Below are 21,149 nucleotides of genomic sequence, written 5' to 3'. Positions count from 1 at the left end.
AATGGTAGCCGTCGTCAGGGCTGGTTGACCGACTCCTCGACGGCGCGGTTCAGCTTGGAGTGGTGGACGCTGTAGCCGAAGTAGACGGCTGCGGCCAGGGCCAGCGCGATCCCGAAGAAGAGGAAGGTCAGCGGGTGCAGGCCATAGATCAGGTAGGCGCAGAAGCCCACGCTGATCACCGGGGTCACCGGGTAGCCCGGCACCTTGAAGCCGCGCGGCAGGTCCGGCTGGGTGCGGCGCAGCACCAGCACGCCGATCGCCACCACCGAGAACGCCACCAGGGTGCCCATCGAGGTCAGGTCGGTCAGCACGTCCAGGGGCACGAAGGCGGCCAGCGCGGCGACGGCGACGCCGACCACCACGGTGTTCCAGATCGGGGTGCCGGTGCGCGGCGAGAGCTCGGCGAACTTGGCCGGCAGCATGCCGTCCCGGCCCATCGAGTAGAGGATGCGGGTCTGGCCGTAGATCACCACCAGGGTGACGCTGAAGATCGAGATGATCGCCCCGAGCGCGAACATCATCGCGGGCCAGCTCTGCCCGGTGATGTCCTGCAGGATCTGGGCCAGCCCGGCCTCCTGGCCGTCGAACTGTTTCCAGGGCTGGGCGCCGATCGCGGTGAGGGCCACCGCCACGTACAGCAGGGTGACCACCACCAGCGAGATGATGATCGCCAGCGGTAGGGTGCGGCGCGGGTCCTTGACCTCCTCGCCGGCGGTGGAGACGGCGTCCAGGCCGATGAAGGAGAAGAAGATGCTGGACGCGGCCACCTGGACGCCGTTCATGCCCAGCGGCATGAACGGGCTGAGGTTGCCGGAGTGGAAGCCGGTCAGGCCGATCGCCACGAAGAGCAGCAGGATGACGATCTTGATGCCGACCATGGTCGCGTTGACCTTGGCCGACTCGCTGACCCCGCGGACCAGCAGCAGGACCACCATCGCGACCAGCACCACCGCGGGCAGGTTGAAGTACCCGCCGTCCCCGGGCGGGGCGGCCAGCCAGTCCGGGATGGTGAAGCCGAAGGCCAGGTCGAAGAACTTGTTCAGGTACTGGCCCCAGCTGACCGCGATCGCGGAGGCCGAGACCCCGTACTCCAGCAGCAGGCAGACCCCGACCACGAAGGCCACGCCCTCGCCGAGGGTCGCGTACGCGTAGGAGTAGGAGGAGCCGGAGACCGGGATGGCCGAGGCCATCTCGGCGTAGCAGAGCGCCGTCAGGCCCGCCGTGACCGCCGCGATCACGAAGGAGAGGATCACCGCCGGGCCGGCCTCCGGCACGGCGCTGCTCAGCACGAAGAAGATGCCGGTGCCGACCGTGGCGCCGATGCCGATCGAGGAGAGCTGCCAGAGCCCGATCGAACGCCGCAGGTGGATGCCGGACCGGCCGCCCTCCTCGGGCGCACCGGCGGGCAGGGCCTCGGCGGCCCCGCTCTCGGCGACCAGGGTCGCGATCGGCTTGCGGCGGAGCAGGCGCTGCGCCAGGGGCGTGGGGGTGGTCAACGCGGGGGTCCTTCGGGCTGGGGACGGTGTCCTGGCCGGTCAGCACCCCTGGAGGGGGCACGAACGAACATGGGACAGTACCCCGTCACTCCGCGTGCCACGCAAAACGGGCCGGCCTTACCCCCGGAAGAGGTTGCGGCCGACGTCCTTCGGGACGACGTCCTGCACCGGCTTGCTGCCCGGGCCGGGCACGTGCTCGCCGGGGACCGGCTCGGTGGACTCCCGGTGCAGCAGCACCACGCCGTCCTCCGCCCAGATCTGGCGGTAGCCGTGGGCCAGCAGCAGGGCCACCCGGTCCGCCTGCTGCTGGGCCGACTGGAAGGGGAAGGTCCGCACCTGCGGCCGGATCAGCACGTACGCGCGCCCGCGCGGGGTGCCGTCCACCAGCACGGCGTCGGTCCGGGCGGCCAGCCGGGGCACCACCTGGTTGTCGGCCTCCACGGTGGCGCCGTCCGGGATCAGCTCGGCGGCCCGGACCATCGCGGCGGCGCTGGGCTTGGGCGTCCAGCTGGTCGGCAGCAGCAGGCCGCCGATGCCCAGCGGCACCGCCGCCACCAGCGAGCACGCGGCCACCGTGAGCCCGAGCCGGCGGGCCGTGCGGCGCTGCGGCTCGCGGGCGTGCAGCCGGCCGAGTGCCTCCAGGGCCGCGGTGAGCAGCACCGGCCAGAGGAAGGCGTCGTAGTGGTGGGTGATCGGCCAGTGGTTGGGGTTGTCGGAGAGCACCCGCTCGGTCAGCAGCGGCAGCGCGCAGAGCGTGGTGGCCGAGCGCAGCGGCAGCAGGAGCAGGGTGCCGAACAGCCAGAGCACCAGCAGCGACTTGACCGGGGTGGAGAACAGGTCCTGCAGCAGCAGCGAGGGGTCGGCCAGCACGTTGCGCAGGGCGGAGCCCGCGTCGGGGCCGAGCGAGCCGTAGTTCCAGTAGTAGCCGGGCTGGCCGCCCATCGCCGGGACCAGCCAGCCGATCGCGAGGGCCGCCGCCACCGGGCCGCCGACCAGCAGGCCGATCCCGTACCCGAGGCCGCGCGGGTCGCGGGCCCGGCGGCTGCGCAGCAGCAGGACCAGGCCGTACGCGCCGACCAGCAGCCCCATGTCCTCCTTGGTGCCGCAGAGCAGCAGGGCGGCCAGCGCCATGGTGCCGTAGCGGCGGGCCATCCCCCGCTCGAACATCAGCAGGGTGAGCGGGACGGCGAAGGCCACCTCGTGGAAGCCGCTCTTGGCGGCGGTCAGCAGCGGCCAGCCCAGCGCGTAGACCAGCCCGGCCAGGTCGGCGGCCCGGCGGGCGGCCTCCCGGCCGGTGCCGGTGGTCTCGTACCCGCCGACCGGGGCGAAGCAGCGCAGCGCGATCCGGCGGACCAGCGGCACGCCCGCCGCGAAGAGCAGGGCCTGGCCGAGCATCAGGGTGCGGGGGTCGTTCCAGACCCAGTAGAGCGGGGCGAGCAGGGCCAGTACCGGGGAGAAGTGGTCGCCGAGCAGCGAGAAGCCGGGCGGGAACTCGTGGTGGTAGCTCTTGACCTCGGAGATCGGCAGGCCGAAGTGTGCGTAGCCGCGGATGCCCTGGTCGAATATCGAGAGGTCGAAGCCGCCGATCTGGACGGCCGTCCACTGCTGGAGGCCGAGCGCGAAGCTGACGCCGGCGCAGAGCAGCATCAGCAGCAGGGTCCGCCGCCGGGCCCGGCGGCGGGAGGTCGTCCGCTGCGGCTCCCGGGGGCCCGCCCACGAGGCTCCGGCCTGCTGGGAGCCGGCCTGTCGGGGGATGCCCAGGGCGGCGGGGGCGTCCGCCTGCTCGGTGGCCGCTCCGCTGGACGTGGGCATGGCGCTGGTCCCCCCGGTCGACGGCCCGGCCGGACGGCACGGGCCAAGCCACCCACGCTAGCCGCAGGCCCCCGGGCGCTCCGTGACGTCCGTCACCCTGGCCGTCACAGTGCGGTCACAGGAAACGGAACAGCGGGTTCGACCCGTCGGCAGTCTCCTCGGAATCACCGGTGCAGCAGGGTCACGCCGTCCTCGGAGACCACCACCCGGTAGCCGTCCGACTTGGCCAGCGCCAGCTCGTCCAGCTCCTGGGCCGGGGTGAGCGGCCAGCCCATCGGCTTGCCCTCGTCCACGGCGAGCCACTCGGCCGTGTTCCACCGCTCGGGGCGGTCGAAGAGGATCACCGTGCAGCGGTCGGTGAGCTGCGGCACCAGCCGGTTGGAGGCGGCCACCCTGGCCCCGTCCGGGATCCGGTCCAGCAGCCGGTGCACCGTCGCCGCCCGGTCCGAGTGCGCCCAGAGCGCGCCGGTGGCGAGCTGGCCGAGCGGGTAGGTGGGGACCAGGAGGGCCGTCACGGCCAGGCTCACCGCGAGCACCCCGCGCCTGGCCCGGGTGGTCAGGCCGCGCCGGTGCAGCGCGTCCACGAAGGCGGCGAACAGGATCGGCATCAGCACGGCGCTGTAGTGGTAGTAGGTGGTCCAGTAGTTCGGGTTGGCCGAGAGCAGCCGCCAGCCGAGCGTCGGCAGGGCGAGCGCCAGCAGCGGGGAGCGCAGCGCCAGCGCCGCCGTCGGGGCGAGCAGCAGGATCAGGGTGCGGGCCTTGTCGGCCGGGGTGATCAGGTCCAGCGGGAGGCTGAGCAGGCTGTGGCCGCCGCCGGCGGCCGCGCTGCCGTCCATCTGGCCCCAGTAGGCGAACTCGCCGCCCGGGTTCATCGCGGGCAGCAGCACCAGCATCTCCAGCGCCGTGGCGGCCAGCCCGAAGACCACCGTGGCCAGACCCAGCCGGCGCGCCCCCTGCCAGGCGACCAGGGCGCCGAAGGCCGCCACGGTCAGCCCCAGGTCCTCCTTGACCAGCACCAGCGGCGCGGCCCAGGCCACCGCGTGGCCGAGCCGCCCCTCCCCCAGCGCCACCGTCGCGTACGCCACCAGCGGCACCGCGAAGCAGATCTCGTGGAAGTCGAAGCCGGCCGCCGAGGCGATGCCCCAGGAGGCGCCGTAGCCGAGGCCGACCACCAGCGCGGTGCCGGTGCCGAGCCGGCGCTGCGCCCAGGAGGTCAGCGGGTGCACGGCCAGCGCGAAGAGCGCGGCCTGGGCGAGCAGCAGCGCCTTCGCCCCGGGCCAGAGCCAGTAGAGCGGGGCGATCAGCGCCAGCACCGGCGAGAAGTGGTCGCCGAGCTGGTTGAAGCCGTCCGCCTTGAGCGCCACGATCGGGGCGTGGCCCTCGGCGTAGCCCCGGACGGCCTGCTCGAAGATCCCCAGGTCGTACCCGGTGGTCAGCGCCTGGTCCTGCCGCCGGAAGGCGAGCGTGGTGTAGACGGCGAAGAAGAGCAGCGTGAGCGCCCAGGGCAGGTACCGGCCCGGGGCGCCCACGGCCGGGCGCTCGGGTATCTCCGGCTCGACCCGTACGGATGCGGCCGTGGTCAACGTGGTCACGCGTATTCCCCCCGGAATGCGGTCTCGCCGGGCCGCCCGCCGTCACCGGCGAACCGCCGGAGCACTACCTGAGCACTACCGGAGTGCTGCTGCGGTACTGCCTGCGTACTGCTGAGGTGCCGACGTACTGGCGTGCGAGCCCTGTGGAAGCTCTCGATGATGCCAGACGGTCATGAGGCCTTCCGGCGACGGGAGTTGCCCGATCGGGCAGCTTCACTGGTGAGGGGTGGTGCGCGAGTGGGCGGGAGTGTTCCGGGGGTCAGCGGTCGAGGATGCTCTGCATCACCGATCTGGCGATCGGGGCGGCCAGGCCGCCGCCGGTGACGTCGGTCGCGCCGCTGTCGGCGATCACCACCGCGACGGCCACCGGGGGCACCTGGTCGGAGCCGCTGGGCTTGGCCCAGGAGATGAACCAGGCGTACGGGATGCCGGAGTTGTCCACCCCGTGCTGGGCGGTGCCGGTCTTGCCGCCGACGGTCGCGCCGCCGATCCGGGCGCTGCAGCCGGTGCCGCTCTCCACCACGTCCGTCATCAGCTGCTGCACCTGGCGGGCCACGGCCGGGCTCATCGCCTGCCGGTAGGTCCGGGGCTTCATCACCTGGACGCTGCTGCCGTCGCTCTTGGTCAGCTTGTCCACAAGCTGTGGATGCATCACCGTGCCGTTGTTGGCCACCCCGGCCGCGACCATCGCCATCACCAACGGGGTGGCGGCGGTGTCGAACTGGCCGATCGAGGAGAGCGCGACCTGCGACTGGTTCATCTTGGTGTCGAAGTTGCTCCGGGCCGCCCGCACCGGGATGTCGAGCCTGGGGTCGTTGAAGCCGAAGCTCTGCGCCATCGCCACCATCTTGTCCAGGCCGACCTGGACGCCGAGGTAGCCCATCACGCTGTTGCAGGAGCTGACCATCGCCTGGTCCAGGGTCTGGTTCGGCTCGTCGCAGGCGGTGGTGTCGTTGACCAGCGGGGTGGTGGTGCCGGGCATCACGTACGGATAGGGCGCGCCGGTGCCCTTGTCGATGTCGGTGACCACGCCGTTGGCCAGGGCCGCCGTGGCCGTGACCACCTTGAAGGTGGAGCCGGGCGGGTAGATCTGACGCAGCGCCCGGTTGAGCATCGGCTGGTTGGTGTCGGCCTGGAGCCGGTCCCAGGCCTGTTGGTCGGTCTTGCCGGCGCCCGCGAAGCTGCCGGGGTCGTAGCTGGGGGTGCTGGCCAGCGCGAGGATCCGGCCGGTGGCCGGCTCGATCGCGGCCACCGCGCCCTTCTGGTCGCCCAGGCCCTTCATCGCGGCCTGCTGAGCGGCCTTGTCGATGGTGGTGAAGACGTCGCCGCCGGGGTTCTGCTTGCGGGCGATCTCGTCCCAGAGCGCCCAGCCGGCGAGCCGGGTGTCGGTGCCGGAGAGCAGCTCGTCCTCGGTGCCCTCCAGCTGGGTGTTGCCGTAGGTCTGCGAGGAGAAGCCGGTGACGGCGGCGTACTGCGGGCCGTCGGTGTAGGTGCGCTTGTAGTCGTACCGGCCGCCGGTGGGTGCGGAGCCGGTGACCGGATCGGCACCCACCAGGATGTTGCCGCGCGGCTGGCCGTACCGCTCGATGGTGAGGCGCTGGTTGGCCGAGTTGTGGTCCAGCGAATCGGCCTGGAAGACCTGGATCCGGGTGGCCTGCACGGCCAGCGCGACGATCAGCAGCATGCAGAAGGTGCCCGCCCGGCGGCCGGTGGTGGAGATGCCGGGCAGCCCCTGCGGGCCGTTCCCCCTGCCCTTGGGGCTGCCCTTCCCGCCTTCTCCGGCGGGGGCGGTGCGACTGCGACCGAACATCAGGAGCCCTCCGGTTCGGGCGCGGACGGGGGTCCGGGCTCGGGTGCGGGTGGGGGTGGGGGTAGGGGTGCGGGCGCGGGTCCGAGTACGGGCGCGGGTGCGGGGCCCGGCTCAGGAGTCGGCCCCGGAGTCGGCCCCGGAGTCGGTTCCGGCTCGGGGCGGCGGGCGATGTCGCTCATCCGGATCAGCAGCGCGACGATGATCCAGTTGGTCACCACCGAGGAACCGCCCTGGGCGATGAACGGCAGCGTCATGCCGGTCAGCGGGATCAGGTCGAGCACCCCGCCCGCGACCACGAAGAGCTGGATGCCGACGATGGCCGCGAGCCCGATCGCCAGCAACCTCCCGAACGGGTCGCGCAGGGCGATGCCCGCGCGGAAGCCGCGCGAGATCAGCAGGGCGTACAGCAGCAGGACCGCGATCAGCCCGACCAGGCCGAGCTCCTCGCCGATGGTGGCCAGGATGAAGTCGGACTTGGCGGCGAACTGGATCAGGATCGAGTGGCCGTTGCCCAGCCCGGCGCCGAGCAGGCCGCCCCAGGCGAAGGCGAACAGCGACTGGGCGATCTGGTTGGGGCCCTGACCGGCGGCGATCGACCCCAGCGGGTCGAGCCAGTCGGTGACCCGACTGTGCACGTGCGGCGAGAGCCAGCCGACCGCGACCGCGCCGACGGCGGCCAGGAACAGGCCGATCGCGATCCACCCGCTGCGGGCGGTGGCCACGTACAGCATCACCACGAAGAGGCCGAAGAAGAGCAGCGAGGTGCCCAGGTCGGTCTCCAGCACCAGCACCCCGACGAAGGCCGCCCAGATCAGCAGCACCGGGCCGAGCACCCGCCCGCGCGGCAGCTGGAACCGCCAGACCCGGCGGCCGGTGAGGGCGAGCGCGTCCCGGTGGACGGCCAGGTAGGCGGCGAAGAAGATCGCCAGCAGGATCTTGGCGAACTCACCGGGCTGGAACGAGAGCGGGCCGATCTTGATCCAGATCCGCGAACCGTAGACCGGCGGGAAGAAGATCGGCAGCACCAGCAGCACCAGGGCGGCCAGCGCGCCGAGGTACGCGTACCGCTGGAGCACCTTGTGGTCGCGCAGAAGGATCACCGCGGCGATGAACAGCGCGACCCCGAGGGTGGACCAGAGCAGTTGGGTCGGCGCGGCCTGGCTGCCCGGGGTGGCCAGGTCGAGGCGGTAGATCACCACCAGCCCGATGCCGTTGAGCAGCACCGCGATCGGCAGCAGCAACGGGTCGGCGTACCGGGCCTTCCAGCGCACCACCCCGTGCGCGAGCAGCGCGAGCACCCCGAGCGCGGCACCGTACCCGGCGGCACCCGAGGGCACCTTGCCGTCGATGTTCACCCCGACCTCGATGTAACCGAAGACGGCGACGGCCACCGCCGCCACGGTGAGCGCGAGCTCGGTGTTGCGGCGGCTCTTGACGGGGCGTCGGAGCGGGGCCTGGGCGGCGGCCCGCGCGGCGGCTGAGGGTGAGGCCACGGCTTCCTTACGGATTCCTGTCGGTGCTGGGGCACTTGCGTGCCTGTATGCCTGCGTGCTTGTGCGCTCGTGCGGTTGCGTGGTTGTGCGCTCGGGCACGGTGGGGCGGCGGTCGGGCTTGGGACGCCGGAGGGCGGTGCCCCGCGTGGGGGCACCGCCAGGGGTGAGACCGAGCCGGCTCCCGGGGGTCAGACGCCGGCGGGCTGGCCGGTCTGGGCGGCCTGGACGGTGGCGCGGAGCTCGGCCTCGGCCTCGGTGCTGAGCGAGGTCTGGATGATCTGGCCGCCGAAACGGGCCAGTGCCGGGACGACCTTGTCGGCGGTGGCCTTGCGGACCAGCAGGAAGACGGCGGCGCTGCCGGGCTGGAGGTGCTCGCCGACCTGGCGCATGAAGTTGTCGTCCACCCCGATGTCGGTCGAGGCGCCGACCGCGGCGCCGGTGGCTCCGCCGACCGCCGCCCCGAGGAACGGCATGAAGAACAGCAGCCCGATCACCCCGCCCCAGAGCGCGCCGGAGGCGGCCCCCGCGCCGGTGGTGCTGACCGCCTGGTGCAGCTTGATCTTGCCGTCGTCCCGCCGTTCCACGACGACGGCGTCCTCCAGCTCGATCAGCTTCTGCTTCTGGAGGCTCACCGCCTCCGCACGGACCTGCTGGGCGGTGGCCAGATCGGGGTAGGCGATCGCGAAGAGGTTGCTCACCGGGTGTTCCTTCCGACGCGTCAGGCTTGGCTGGCTGTACGGGCTCCTTGCTCTGCACCCTAACGAGGATTAGCCATATTTATTGCCATTGCAGGCGGTGTGTCCGCATTTGGACCCCTGCCCGGTGGGCGGGGTCAGTCGACCGCATCGGTGCGACGGCCCGCCAACCGGCAGACGCCCCAGGTGGCGAGGGCCGCCAGCAGCCCCGCCTCGACCAGGGCGGCGGCGAGCCACGGCAGCGCGACCCGGCCCGTCCGGGAGGCGGTGATCAGCGAGTGGACCACCTCGTTCGCCGGGGAACCGGGCAGGGCCAGCAACAGCACCGCGCCCACCAGGCTCAGCGGGATGCCGTACTGCGCCCGTACCAGCACCGGACGGACCGCCAGCACCCCGACCACCAGGCCCAGCAGCACGCAGACCACCGTGCCGAGCCCGGCCCCGAACAGCGTCGCCCCGAGCGTGGCCGGCGGGACGGCCGGGACCGTCCGCACCGTGGTCGGCCCGCCGAACGCCCAGACCACCAGGAACCCGGCCGTCCCGAGCCCGGCCGCGACCACGGCCGCCGCCACCACGGCCGACAGGTGCACCCGGGGCCGCCCGACCGCCGCCGCCAGACAGGCCCGCGCGGCCGGCCCCTCGGCGGTCACCGTGCACCGCACCAGCCAGGCCGTGACCGGCAGCAGCACCGCCGTCGCGTACCCGTACGCCGACAGCAGCGCCTCCCCCGCCGTCAGCCCGATCACCATCAGCAACACGTACGTCAGCAGCGGCGGCAGCCACCGCTGCGAGCGGAACAGCAACTCCAACTGGTACCGCAGCAACCCGTTCACCCCTGCTCCTCCCCCTCTGCCTGCTCCTGTCCTTCTTGCCGGTGCTCGCGCCGGTGCTCCCGCCGGGCCTCTTGTCGGCCCTCTTGTCGGCCCACTTGTCGGTCCGCGGGGCCGCCCTCGCCGAGGGAACGGATGTGCGCGCCGGCGCCGAGCAGGCTGCGCAGCAGGGCGTCTGAGTGCTCGGCGGACACCTCCAGCCGGGTCGCGCCGTCGGAGAGGAGGCGTACGACGGGGGCGCCCGGCAGCCGCTCGGGGAGCGGGTGGCCGGTGGCGGGCAGGGCCTCGATCAGGATCCGGGTGTCGAGGGCGGGTGCGCCGGGCACCGGGGAGGTGGCGAGCGGGCTCAGGCCGGTGGGCTCGAGGGCGTAGCCGGCGGTGGTCAGGCCGGCCAGCCGGGTGGGGTCGTGGTCGACGAAGAGGACCCGGCCGCCCTGGGCCGCCCGCTCGGCGGCGGCCTGGTCGAGCATGGCCCGGGCGGCCTGGTCGAGACCGGTCCAGGCCTCGTCCAGCAGCAGGACGTCCGCCTCGGCGAGCAGGGCCTGGGCGACGGCCACCTTCTGGCAGGTGCCCTTGGAGAGCCGGCTGAGCGGAGTGTCGGCGTAGCGGGTGATGCCGAACCGTTCGAGCCAGTCGGCGCTGCGCCGGGCCGCCTCGGCGGTGGTCAGGCCGTGGGCCCGGCCGAGGTGGTGCAGGTAGGTCCGGGGGTCGAAGGGCAGCGCGGGTGGGAAGCGCTCGGGCACGTATGCGCGCCGCCCCCGCACCACCACCCGCCCGGCGCTCGGCGACTCCAACCCGCCCGCCACCTTCAGCAGCGTCGACTTGCCGCTCCCGTTCGGACCGGCGATCCGGACCAGCTCGCCCTGACCGACGGTCAGACTCACCTCACGGAGCACCCACCGACCGCCCCGGCCGTACCGTTTGCCCACACCGTGCAGCTCCACCGAACCCCCTTCTCGTCCGCTCGCGGGCCGCAGCCTACGGACCCCCGTGTGTGGGCGGCGTGAACGCGGGCGACGGGCCAGGTGAACGCCGGGGCACCCGCCCGGCCGCCAGCCGGCTGCCGACCGGTCGCCCACGACCCGACGTGCCATCAGCCGTGCGCCTCCGCCCGGCGCGAGAGTGGGCCAAGGCGCCTTCGCCGGTTGGTCTTCGGCAACTGACGGTCCCTAGGATGCGCCCGTGACGATCATCCAACGACGACGGCAGACTCGGCCGCTGGGGCTGCTCGCGGCCCTCGCGATAGCCGCCGGGGCCCTGCTCAGCGGGCTCCCCGCGCACGCCGACGAAACGACCGCGCCGCCCCAGCAGAGCGCCGGCGCCGGCGCCAAGAACTCGGACCAGATCTCGGAGGCACCGCGGGTCGACCTCGTGCTGGACGTCAGCGGCTCGATGCGGGCCACCGACATCCAGGGCAAGAGCCGGATCTCCGTTGCCCAGCAGTCGATCGACGAGGTGATCGACGCGCTGCCCGCCGAGACCGAGTTCGGCATCCGCACCCTGGGCGCCACCTACCCGGTCAGCGACAAGCTGCACGGCTGCCAGGACACCCAGCAGCTGTACCCCGTGGGCAAGACCGACAAGGTCGAGGCCAAGACCGCCGTCGCCACCCTGCGCCCCACCGGCTGGACCCCGATCGGCCTCGCCCTGCGCGGCGCCGCCCAGGACCTCGGCACCGGCCAGACCACCCGCCGGGTGGTGCTCATCACCGACGGCGAGGACGACTGCGCCCCGCCGGACCCCTGCGAGGTGGCCCGCGAACTGGCCGCCCAGGGCACCCACCTGGTGGTCGACACCCTCGGCCTGGCCCACGACGACAAGACCACCCAGCAGTTGGAGTGCATCGCCAACGCGACCGGCGGCACCTACACCGACGTGCGCACCCAGCAGCAGCTCACCGACAAGGTGAAGCAGCTGGTCAACCGGGCCGGGGACACCTACAAGGTGGCCCCGGTGAAGACCACCGGCACCGACAAGTGCCCGGACGCCCCGCTGCTCGCCCCCGGGGTCTACAGCGACCGGGAGAAGTTCGCCGAGCACCGGGTCTACCGGGTGCCGGTGCGGGCCGGGCAGGAGCTGCGGGCCGCCGTGAGCGTCTCGCTGGACCGCGCCGTGGCCCGTGACTACGGCGTGCTGCTCCAGGCCACCGACGCGAACGGCCAGGAACTCGTCCGCGGGACCGACGCGGGCAGCGGCCGGACCGATGTGATCTCCACCGGCGTGCGCTGGTCCGCCCCGGGCAAGGCCACCGCCTCCTCCTCCGCCGCCGCCTCCGCCACCCCGTCGACGGGCGCCGGAAGCGGCACGGGAGCGGCGGGCACGCCGGTGGCGCTGTCCGGTGCGGCCGGCAGCACGGTCTGCCTGATCGTCAGCAACTCGCTCGCCCCCGGGGCGGGCGCCCAGGCCGACCCCGGCTTCCCGCTCGAACTGACAGTGGACGTGGCCGCCGCCTCCCCCGCTCCCGACGGCCCGGCCGCCGGGCTGGGGCGTGGCTGGGTGCTGCTGCTGGTGCTCACCGGTGCCGGTCTGCTGACCGGTCTGATCTTCGGCTGGCTGGCACGCTGGCGGATCGCTGTCTGGCGGGAGAACTGACGATGCGACACCTCATGCGTTCCTCCATGCGCTCCTCCAGGATCGGGCAGGCCGGACTGCGGACCGGCGGGCTGCGGCGGGCCGGGCTGCTCGGGGCGGCGACGGCTGCTCTGCTGCCGCTGTCGGCCCCGGCTGCGCTGGCTGCCTCGCCCTCGCCCTCCTCCTCGGCTTCGAGCTCGGTCTCGACCTCGGCCTCGCCGGGCAGTGCCGCAGCGCCGGCCACCACTGCCGGCACCTCCTTCCTGACCGCGACCAAGCTCGTCGCCGGGCAGGACGCGACGGTGGCCGCCTCCACGGGTGACTACCTGTACTGGGCGTTCAGTGCGAGCGAGGGGCAGACGGACACCGTCCAGGTCAACGTCAGCCTCCCGCCCACCACCGACCGGCACGGCCCGCAGACCTGGTCGGTGGAGGTCTTCGACGGCCTCCGTCGGCGGCAGGCCTGCACCGCCGGCCCGCAGGACGTCACCGCCGACCCGGCCACCGCCTCGGTGCGGCTGAACTGCACGCTGCGTCAGGTGCGGTCCTGGGCCGAGCCGTGGTCGGGCGACCCCCTGCCCGGCACCTACTACGTGCGGCTCTCGCTACCCGACGCCAACCCGCAGGACCTCGGGCTGTCGGCCCAGGTCGAGGTGCACATCGCCGCCAAGGGCAACGTGGACAACGCCCAGCCCGAGGGGGGCGAGTTCAAGGCGCCGCTGGTGCCGCCGGCCGCCTCCGCCGCCCCGGCCGCGCCGGCCCCCGCTCCCGCCGAGACCCACTGGTACTCCGACCTCTTCTCCGGTTGGAACACCCGCTGGTTCTGGACCATCGGCGGCGCCGGACTGGCCGCGCTGGCCGGCATCGGTGGCTACACCCTCACGCGCCACCCGCGTGGCCACCGCCACTCGGCCCGGCCGCCGCAGTACCCCTCGCACTCATAGACCGTCAGATCTGCTCGACCCCGGGAGGCCGGGCTCGGCCTCCCGGCCGGGCTCCGGCCTCCCGGCATTCGAGGAGGGGGACCGGGGTAGTCGAAGAGGAAGTGAAATCGGTAGGCGGGGAAGGACGGGGAGGAAAGGAAAGGGAAGGGAAGGGGGTGGGGAGAACGGGGTGCGAATGAGCATACTTTTGGGCCGAGGTGGGTTGATTTGTCGATTCACAACCCCGTGCGGATGAATCCTGGTTCGATGGCGGCGTCGGAACACATTTCCGACCGCCGATAGGCGAACCTCGTGGCAGGGGATGGAGAGACAGCAGGAGATGGAGCAGGAGGCCGCGGTGTCGACATCGCAGGACGAGCAGACCAGTCTGGCGGCTCGGATGGGTTTTCAGCCCGGGCAGGTCGTGCAGGAGATCGGCTACGACGACGACGTGGCCTACGACCTCCGCGAAGCCATCGAGGAGCAGACCGGACAGGACTTGGTCGACGAGGACTACGACGATGTCGCCGATGTGGTGCTGGTCTGGTTCCGTGACGATGACGGCGACCTGACGGACACTCTGGTGGACGCGATCGGCCTACTGGAGGACGACGGCTTCATCTGGCTGCTCACCCCCAAGGCGGGACGGGACGGGTACGTGGCGCCGAGTGACGTGGCCGATGCGGCCCAGACCGCGGGCCTCACCCAGACCAAATCCGTCACTGTCGCGACCGAGTGGTCCGGCACGAGGATGCGGGGCCCGAAGACTCGGTGAGGCGGTGAGTCGGTAGGGCGGTAGGGCGGAGGGAAGCTGACGCTCAGCGCGAGGCCGCTGCTGTTGCCGGGACCGGGACCGGGGCCGGATCTGCTGCCGAGACCGATGCCGGGGCGAGCAGGAGCCGGGCGGCGCGGTCTTGCACGGCCGTGAGCAGGTGCACCGCGCCGAGCGCCAGCACCTGTATGCCGAGGGCCACCAGGGAGTGGGTGAGCCAGGCACCCACCAGGGTGGGGCCGCCCCAGGCGTCGTCGAAGTGGCGGTCGGCGGTGAACGGGTGGCCGAGGGCGAAGCTCGCGTCGGGCCGTAGGAAGTACAGGTAACCGGAGTACACCGTGAAGGCGCCGACCGCCGTCGCGGCGAAGGCGGCCAGGGCCGGCAGGACGGCCAGCAGGCTGTGGGCCAGCACCCGGACGGGGTTGGCCGTCGGGGCACCCGGACGGACCCGCTGCGGGGAGAACCGGCGGAGCACCGCCAGCTGGACCCGCGCCGCCCGGCGCGCCCCGCCGGTCAGCGCCAGCGGGACGGCCGCGACCGCGAGCGGCAGGCCGACGGCACCGCGGACCGCTGTACCGAGGGCGGCTCGACCGAAGGCGGCCGGGCTGACCGCGGCCGGGCCGAGTGCGGACCGCCGAGGCTCGTCCTGCTCGGCACGCCGGGTGGACGTGGTGGCGGACCGGGGCTGCGCCGGCTTCGTGGTGATCGTGGCACGCATGGCGACCGTCTCCTCGGTCTCGGGGAGGCCCCGGACGCTCCGGAACCCCTGTGCCTCAAGGCTCCCGAATCACCCCACCCCCTGACGACCGTGCCACCACGAGGATTTGAAGGTTCGGTTTACCCCACCCCGGTCACCCCGAGCCGGCTACCCCACCCCGGTCACCCCGAAGAGCGGCAGGCAGGGTTCGAGACCGGTGAGGGTCACGGGGACGGCGCGGTGCTGCTCCCAGTCCGAACGGAGCAGGCGGAGACGGCGGTTGGTGACCCGAGCGCCCCGCACCACGTGGTGTTCGACACCGTCCGGCCGGTAACCGTGCTTGGCGGAGACCGCGTAGGAGGCGTGGCTGCCCTCGAGGGCGCCCGAGACGGCCTCCTCGGCCTGCAGGCCGGCGAAGGCCAGGTGCAGGACGGCCGCGCGCATCTCGGTGCCGAAGCCCTGGCCCTGATGGCGGAGACCGAGCCAGGAGGCGGTGCTGACCTGGCGGAGCAGGGCGAACTCCCGGGCGGCCAGGGTCTGCAGGCCGATCACCCGGCCGTCCCGCAGGACGGTGAGGGTGAGGGCCCAGTCGGCGGGCGTCCAGGTGCCCAGGCGCAGCCAGTGGTGCTGCACCACCGAGCGGGCCCGTTCGGCGGGCGGGAGGTCCGTCCAGGGCACCAGGAAGGGCATCCGTTCGGGCTCGTGGACCCCCTCGGCGGCGAGCTCGGCCAAGGCGGCCAACTGCTCCTCGTCCGGTAGCCGGAGCTCCAGGCGGGGCGTGGTCAGGCGGAGCCCCAGCAGGGGCCAGTGGTCGGTCAGCATGCGCCATTCTCGGGGCCGGGGAGGGGAACGGTCATCCGATTTCCGGCGTTCCCAGGGGCCCTTGGGAACGCCGAAGGCCCTCCCGGTCACCCGGGAGGGCCTGTGTCGAGCGGAGCCTGCGGGCGGGATCGCCGGACGGCTCGGCGACCGTCAGACGGTGTAGAAGCCGAACACGTCGACCACCAGGTCGGTGGTGCCGTTGCCGGTGTTCCAGAAGTCCACGATGCCGCCGGGGCCCGGGGTCGCCTGGACCAGGTTCGGGACGGTCTGGCCCCGGTTCCAGTTCAGGGTCGAGACCAGCGGGCGGTTCGGCCAGGACGCGTACTTGTTCTTGTAGGCGTCGATGTAGTTCGGGTCCGGAGAGACGGTCAGGTAGCCGCCGCCGGTGGTGTTGGTGACGGTGGTGTTGAGCACGAAGCCGGTGTCGCCCGGGTCACCGAAGCGGGAGTAGATGTAGTAGTCGCCGCTGGTCTTGAGCGGGCCGTGGCCCCAGCTGCGGGTGTCGAGCCAGCGGAACGGGGTGACCGGCAGGTAGGCGCTGACGCCGGTCGGGCTGTAGTAGCCGATCACGTCCACGACCACGTCGGCCGAGCCCCAGCTGCCGTTGTAGATCTTGATCTTGCCGTCCGCGCCGACCGGGGCGATCACCGCGTTGGCCACGGTCTGGCCGGGGCTGTAGTTCAGGTTGGAGGCGGTCGGGGTCGAGCCGCCGTCCGGGAAGACGGTCAGGTAGCCGGAGTTCTGCGGGCCGGTCACGGTGACGTTCAGGGCCACCGCGGTGACGCCGCTCGCCGGCAGCGGGCCGACCCGGTTGCCCGCGATCTGCACGGTGAACGAGCCGCCGCCGCGCACCGAGCCCTTGGCCGTGCCGACGCCGATCCGGGTGTCGACCAGGCGGCCCGGGCTGGTGGCCGTGTAGGCGCTGGAGAACGAGCGGGTGAAGTAGCCGGTGATGTCGGCGACCAGGTCGACCGAGCCGCGGCTGCCGTTGTAGAACTCGACCTCGCCGTCCTGGCCGATCGGAGTGATCGTCAGGTTCGGCACGGTCTGTCCGGCCACGTAGTTGACGTTCGAGGTGCCCGGGCGGTCCTTGCCCACCGGGTAGGCGGTGATGAAGCCGCCCTGCTCGGTGCCGGTCGCGGTGACGTTGAGCGCCGCGGCGACGGCGTCGGCGGGCACGCCGCCCTGGCCGGCCACCTTGATCCGGACGGTGGAGAACGGACCCACCTTGCCGAGCCGCGCACCGGTGCCGTTGCGGGTGTCGAGCAGCCGGGTCGGGCCGTACGCGGTGTAGTGCGAGCCGGCCGTGGTGATGTCCACCGAGTTGGTCACCTGGTCGCCGGTGTAATTCGGCGTGGCCGTGACGGTGACGGTGTAGTGGCCCGGCTTGTCGTAGGTGTGCGGGTCGATCCGGCCGCTGGTCGGGGAGATCGCGCCGTAGCTCTTCTGCCCGTCGCCCCAGTCGACCACGTAGCCGATGAAGTCGGAGTTCTTCGAGACCAGCGTGGTGGCGGCCTGGACCCCCCGGGCGCTGGTGTTCGTGATCTTCAGCCCGATCGCCAGGCCCGGGTCGGTGCTCAGGTACTCCACCGCGCCGCGGCTGGTGCGCGGCTTGGTGCCGTAGAAGTCCGTGTCCAGCTGGCCGGGCGCCGATTGGTCGGCGGTGCCGATCGCGGTCGAGCCCTTCTGCAGCGCCAGGTCCTGGCCGCCGTACATGCCGCGGACCACGGTCGAGCGGGGCGCGACGGTGTCGACGGTGTCGTGCACGGCCTGGCCGGTCTTGGCCTGGACATCGGCGAGGGTCGGGTAGGTCGTCCCGCCGAATGCGTACGGGGCGGTGTCGTTGCCGGGCTGGAAGTAGAAGGTGTTGGTGTCGGCGGTGGTGCCCGCCGCCGCGTCCGCCGAGACCCGCACGCTCGGGTCCCAGCTCTGTCCGCCGGCCAGGCAGGCCGCCTTGTTGCCCAGCGAGTTCTCGACCGGGCCGGAGTCGACGAACAGGTTGTTGCGGAGGCTGACCCCGGTGGAGGCGCCGTCCAGATCCACGGCCGGGGCGCACCCGCGCTGGACGGTGTTGCCGGCCACGGCCAGGCCCTGCACGCCGGTGGCGACCACGCCGCCGTCGACCAGCGCGTCGGCGCTGAGGGTGATCCCGCTCGCGCCGGCCGCGACCCGGACGGTGGCCAGGCCGGTCAGCTTGTCGCCGACGGTGCGGCCGGCCACGGCGTAGGTCCGGGTGACCGAGACGTCCTTGGAGGTGCCGTCGACGGTGATGGCGTCAGCATCGGTGGCGTTCGCGACGCCCGAGTCCATCGTGGTCCGGGCGGAGCCGACCACCTTGAGCGCCGGGGCTCCGGCGGAGACCAGGCTGAGGTTGCGCAGCGTCACGTCATTGGCGCCGTCCAGGGTCAGCGCGGGCTTGCCGGCCTGCGCGTCGGTGGCGAAGACGCCCGCGTTGCCGAGGCCGAGGATGGTGAGGCCCGAGGTGTGGACCGTCACCGACTCCCGGAGGTTGCCCCCCTCGACCTGCACGGTGTCACCGGACTGCGCGGCGTCCACGCCGTGCTGGACGGAGCAGAACGGCGAGGCCGCCGTGCCCGTCCCGACCCCGTACTGGCAGTCGCGGGGCGACACGTAGATCGTCTGCCCGGTGGCGGCCACCCGGCTCTTCACCACGCCCTTGGGCAGCGCCTGGGCGACCCGGTGGGACTTGGCCGCCGGGCTCTCGAAGGTGTCCAGCGCGGCCGAGCGGGCGGCCGCCAGGTCACCGGCGGGCGCCGGGGCCTGGACGAAGGTGGGGTCGGCGCCGTGGTCGGCCGCGTGGCCGACGGCGGGTATCAGTGCGAGGCCGGCCGCGCACAGGGCGGCCGTCGCGGTGAGGCGGCGGTGGGACACCGGCCCTCCAGTCTTGGGTAGCGTGCGGTGGGTGTCGGGGCGGGCGCCCCTGCGGTGCGGGTGGAGCTAGCCGGCGACGTAGTACGAGGAGGTGGTGGACGCGACCCAGCCGGAGACGGTGAACGCCTGGACGTACAGGACGTGGGTGCCCCAGTGGCCGGCTGTCGTGTTGACCGTCGCCTGGCCGTTCGCATCGGCCGGGATCTGGGTGCAGCTCCCGCTCTCCTCCGCGTAGCAGAAGCTCGCGATCTTCTTGCCGTCCGTCGAACCGGTCGAGGTCGCCTTGAAGGTGAGGGTCAGCGGGTCACCGGTGTGGGTCGGACCGTTACCGGTGTTGGAGGTGACCTGCACACCGGTGATCACGCTGTCACCGTCCGCCTGGAAGTAGCAGGGCTTACTCGGCGGGGAGGACTTCGTACCGTCAGTCGCGTAGGCGTACCAGCTGTACGCCCCGCTCAACGGCGTGGGAATAGTCAGGCGCGCCAGGGTCGCGTTGCCGGCCACCGAGTCGGTGGTCTTGCCGGAAGGATCGGTCACCACGGCGTGGATCTGGGTGTCCGACAGCTGGCCCGGAGCCCGGAACGGGCCCGGGTCCATGCCCAGGGTGATCGGGTCGCCCTGCGCGACGGTCGCCCATCGGCCGGGAGCAGTGGCACCGCAGGAGTAGACCGGGGCGTTGCCGCCGCCGTAACTCAGGCCGGTCGGGCCGCCGACCGGGTCGGTGAAGTAGCCGAACAGGTCGACCACCACGTCGGTGGTGCCGAGGAAGTTGTAGATGTTGATCAGGCCGGAGTCGTCGACCGGGACCACGACCATGTTCGGGACGACCTGCTTGGGCCCGAAGTTGAGGTTCGAGGTGGTGGGGCGGTTGGTGCCGTTGCCCGGGAAGACGGTGAGGTAGCCGCCCTTGGTGGCGTTGACCGCGGTGACGTTCAGGACGACTGCGGAGACCTTGGTGGTGCCGAGGCCGCCGGTCGCGACGGGGAGTTGGAGGAGACCGCCCGGGCCGATCGGGGCGTGGCCCTTGTCGCGGGTGTCGACCATGCGCTTCGGGCCGGTCGGGGTGAACCCGGCTCCGGTCGGGGCGCTCTGGTAGTAGCCGAACACGTCGGCGACCACGTCGGTGGTGCCGAGGAAGTTGTAGACGTCCACGCTGCCGTCGGCGCCGAGCGGGACGGTGACCAGGTTCGGCACGGTCTGCCCGGTCGTGAAGTTGAGGTTCGAGGTGGTGGGCAGGGCGGTGCCGTGCGGGTAGACGGTGAGGAAGCCGCCCGTGCTCGGGCGGGTCGCGGTGACGTTCAGGACGACCGCGGTGGCGCCCTTCGGCGGGATGCCGTGGGTGCCGGCCAGCTTGAGGTTGAGGGTGCCCCGCTGGCCGATCGGCGCGGCCTTGGGGGTGCCGAGGGCGGAGCGGGTGTCGAGCGCCCGCGAGGGGGGCAGCGGCACGTACGAGGAGCCCGCGATCGCGCCGCTGTCCGTGTAGTAGCCCGCCAGGTCGGCGATGACGTCGGTGCTGCCGCCGAAGTTGTAGAAGTCGACGTGGCCGTTGGTGACCGGGACGGTGACCAGGTTCGGCACAGTCTGACCCGCCGTGAAGTTGAGGTTCGAGGTGGTCGGCGGCTGGGTGCCGTCCGGATACACCGTCAGGAAGCCGGGGCCGGTGGTGTCGGTGACGGTGACGTTCATGACCACCGCGGTGACGTCCGCCGCGACCAGGCCGGTGTCGACCCGGATGCTGGCCCGGTTGGCCACCGGCGTCCGGCCGGGCACGCCGATCGCGTGACGGGTGTCCAGGATCCGGGTGGGCGTGGTCGGCACGAACTTGCCGGTCTGCGCGGGCGGCGGCACCGAGCCGGTCGGCGTCGGGTCGGCGGCGAAGGCCGGCGTGACGCCGGTGGCGAGCGAGAGCGCGGCGGCGCCGGCCAGCGAGAGGCGGCCTAGGCGACGGGGCAGGGAGGGCGAAGAGGCCCGGACCATCTGGTGGCTCCAGTGAGAGAAAGTGGCGGGCCGGGCGCCGGGGTGCGGCCATCACCGGCAGCGGGCGCGCAGAGGCTGCGCCACGGCTGTCACTGGGAGGTCCCCCGGCCGGATCGTGATCCCGGCTGAACACTTCTACCAGCCGGGGCTGGGCCGTGCCCAACCCATTTCGTCAAGATTCCGCAACGGGGGAATGGTTGTACCGGATCACGTGAAGAACGCGTAACGCCCCGGCAGCCGCACGCCTCCGGAGGACTCGACGCCCCGTCAGCGCTGGCGCCGGCGGTCCGATGGCCGACGTGACCGTCAACACCGCGGCGTGCACGCCCCCATGCCCTGGAAGGGCCCGCGGTGGTGCAGGCCGATGGCGTGGTGGGCTTCGGCCAGGGTGGTCGTCCAGTCTCCGGTGAAGCGCAGGGCTCGGTCGTCGATGTAGACGGCGGCGCCGAGCTTCTTGTTCGTGACCAGCAGGCAGTCTCCCTGCCAGTAGGCGCGGTCGGGGTCGTCGTCGACGATGGTCTCCAGGCCGGTGTGCCGGCGCAGCCAGGCCGCGATCTCGGGGTGGAACCGGCGGGGGCGGGCGGTGACGACGAACACCGACCGCACCTTCCTCAGCTCGTGCAGCGACTCGATCGCTCCGGGGATGGGTCGGCCGTAGATGCGTCCGTCCTGCCAGCCGTCGTCGTGTGCGACCAGGGTCTGGTCGAAGTCGATGCCCACGGCGTGAGAGGCGGGTGAGGCGGGGTCGAGCGGGACGACGCTCATGC

16 protein-coding genes are annotated in these 21,149 nt (G+C 72.6%); 3 read left to right on the top strand and 13 right to left on the bottom strand.

What is annotated here, in order from left to right; translation table 11 throughout:
• Positions 1–14: 14 nt before the first annotated feature.
• The 8 genes from CFP65_RS23170 to CFP65_RS23135 all read right to left on the bottom strand — a co-directional run bounded on the left by CFP65_RS23170 (position 15) and on the right by CFP65_RS23135 (position 10,612).
• Positions 15–1,496, bottom strand: coding sequence for an APC family permease (locus CFP65_RS23170; RefSeq protein ID WP_104817996.1), 1,482 nt, complete (start codon positions 1,494–1,496; stop codon positions 15–17).
• Between the two features lie 117 nt (positions 1,497–1,613).
• Positions 1,614–3,308 carry a DUF2079 domain-containing protein gene (locus tag CFP65_RS23165; RefSeq protein ID WP_104817995.1) on the bottom strand — a complete coding sequence of 565 codons (1,695 nt, stop codon included), beginning with the start codon at positions 3,306–3,308 and terminating at the stop codon, positions 1,614–1,616.
• A 164-nt stretch (positions 3,309–3,472) separates the two neighbouring features.
• Entirely contained in the window at positions 3,473–4,900 is a 1,428-nt protein-coding gene (locus tag CFP65_RS23160) for a DUF2079 domain-containing protein (RefSeq protein WP_254552528.1), read from the bottom strand.
• A 259-nt stretch (positions 4,901–5,159) separates the two neighbouring features.
• A complete protein-coding gene (locus tag CFP65_RS23155) occupies positions 5,160–6,584 on the bottom strand; it encodes a penicillin-binding transpeptidase domain-containing protein (RefSeq protein ID WP_254553067.1) in 1,425 nt (474 codons plus the stop codon).
• Positions 6,585–6,709: 125 nt separating this feature from the next.
• Positions 6,710–8,110 (bottom strand): FtsW/RodA/SpoVE family cell cycle protein, encoded by a 1,401-nt coding sequence (locus tag CFP65_RS23150; protein ID WP_254553065.1) that lies wholly within the window; start codon positions 8,108–8,110, stop codon positions 6,710–6,712.
• A gap of 281 nt (positions 8,111–8,391) precedes the next feature.
• Positions 8,392–8,901: a DUF1269 domain-containing protein gene (locus CFP65_RS23145; protein ID WP_104817992.1), complete on the bottom strand. Its 510-nt coding sequence runs from the start codon at positions 8,899–8,901 to the stop codon at positions 8,392–8,394.
• A 134-nt stretch (positions 8,902–9,035) separates the two neighbouring features.
• Positions 9,036–9,731: an ABC transporter gene (locus CFP65_RS23140; protein WP_104817991.1), complete on the bottom strand. Its 696-nt coding sequence runs from the start codon at positions 9,729–9,731 to the stop codon at positions 9,036–9,038.
• The gene (locus tag CFP65_RS23135) at positions 9,728–10,612 is read right to left on the bottom strand and encodes an ATP-binding cassette domain-containing protein (RefSeq protein WP_254552527.1); all 885 of its coding nucleotides are present in this window, start codon (positions 10,610–10,612) and stop codon (positions 9,728–9,730) included. Before CFP65_RS23135 ends, CFP65_RS23140 begins: the two co-directional genes overlap by 4 nt.
• Positions 10,613–10,910: 298 nt before the next feature.
• Here CFP65_RS23135 and CFP65_RS23130 point away from each other — a divergent pair, with 298 nt between their 5' ends.
• The 3 genes from CFP65_RS23130 to CFP65_RS23120 all read left to right on the top strand — a co-directional run bounded on the left by CFP65_RS23130 (position 10,911) and on the right by CFP65_RS23120 (position 13,997).
• The gene (locus CFP65_RS23130; protein WP_217368180.1) at positions 10,911–12,320 is read left to right on the top strand and encodes a VWA domain-containing protein; all 1,410 of its coding nucleotides are present in this window, start codon (positions 10,911–10,913) and stop codon (positions 12,318–12,320) included.
• 14 nt (positions 12,321–12,334) lie between these two features.
• On the top strand, positions 12,335–13,243 hold the full coding sequence (locus CFP65_RS23125; RefSeq protein WP_254552526.1) for a peptidase: 909 nt from the start codon (positions 12,335–12,337) through the stop codon (positions 13,241–13,243).
• Positions 13,244–13,562: 319 nt separating this feature from the next.
• The gene (locus CFP65_RS23120) at positions 13,563–13,997 is read left to right on the top strand and encodes a DUF3052 domain-containing protein (protein ID WP_104817989.1); all 435 of its coding nucleotides are present in this window, start codon (positions 13,563–13,565) and stop codon (positions 13,995–13,997) included.
• A gap of 43 nt (positions 13,998–14,040) precedes the next feature.
• Here CFP65_RS23120 and CFP65_RS23115 read toward each other — a convergent pair whose 3' ends face one another.
• The 5 genes from CFP65_RS23115 to CFP65_RS23095 form a co-directional block, all read right to left on the bottom strand.
• Positions 14,041–14,712: a hypothetical protein gene (locus CFP65_RS23115; RefSeq protein WP_104817988.1), complete on the bottom strand. Its 672-nt coding sequence runs from the start codon at positions 14,710–14,712 to the stop codon at positions 14,041–14,043.
• A 147-nt stretch (positions 14,713–14,859) separates the two neighbouring features.
• A complete protein-coding gene (locus CFP65_RS23110) occupies positions 14,860–15,513 on the bottom strand; it encodes a GNAT family N-acetyltransferase (RefSeq protein ID WP_104817987.1) in 654 nt (217 codons plus the stop codon).
• 150 nt (positions 15,514–15,663) lie between these two features.
• On the bottom strand, positions 15,664–18,405 hold the full coding sequence (locus tag CFP65_RS23105) for a hypothetical protein (protein ID WP_104817986.1): 2,742 nt from the start codon (positions 18,403–18,405) through the stop codon (positions 15,664–15,666).
• Positions 18,406–18,471: 66 nt separating this feature from the next.
• Positions 18,472–20,382 (bottom strand): hypothetical protein, encoded by a 1,911-nt coding sequence (locus CFP65_RS23100; RefSeq protein ID WP_104817985.1) that lies wholly within the window; start codon positions 20,380–20,382, stop codon positions 18,472–18,474.
• A 306-nt stretch (positions 20,383–20,688) separates the two neighbouring features.
• Complete coding sequence (locus CFP65_RS23095) at positions 20,689–21,147, bottom strand: hypothetical protein (protein WP_104817984.1); 459 nt, start codon at positions 21,145–21,147, stop codon at positions 20,689–20,691.
• Positions 21,148–21,149: the final 2 nt, after the last annotated feature.

It is taken from the genome of Kitasatospora sp. MMS16-BH015, from assembly GCF_002943525.1.
Classification (GTDB): Bacteria; Actinomycetota; Actinomycetes; order Streptomycetales; family Streptomycetaceae; genus Kitasatospora.
This window is presented reverse-complemented; position numbering and strand designations above follow the sequence as displayed.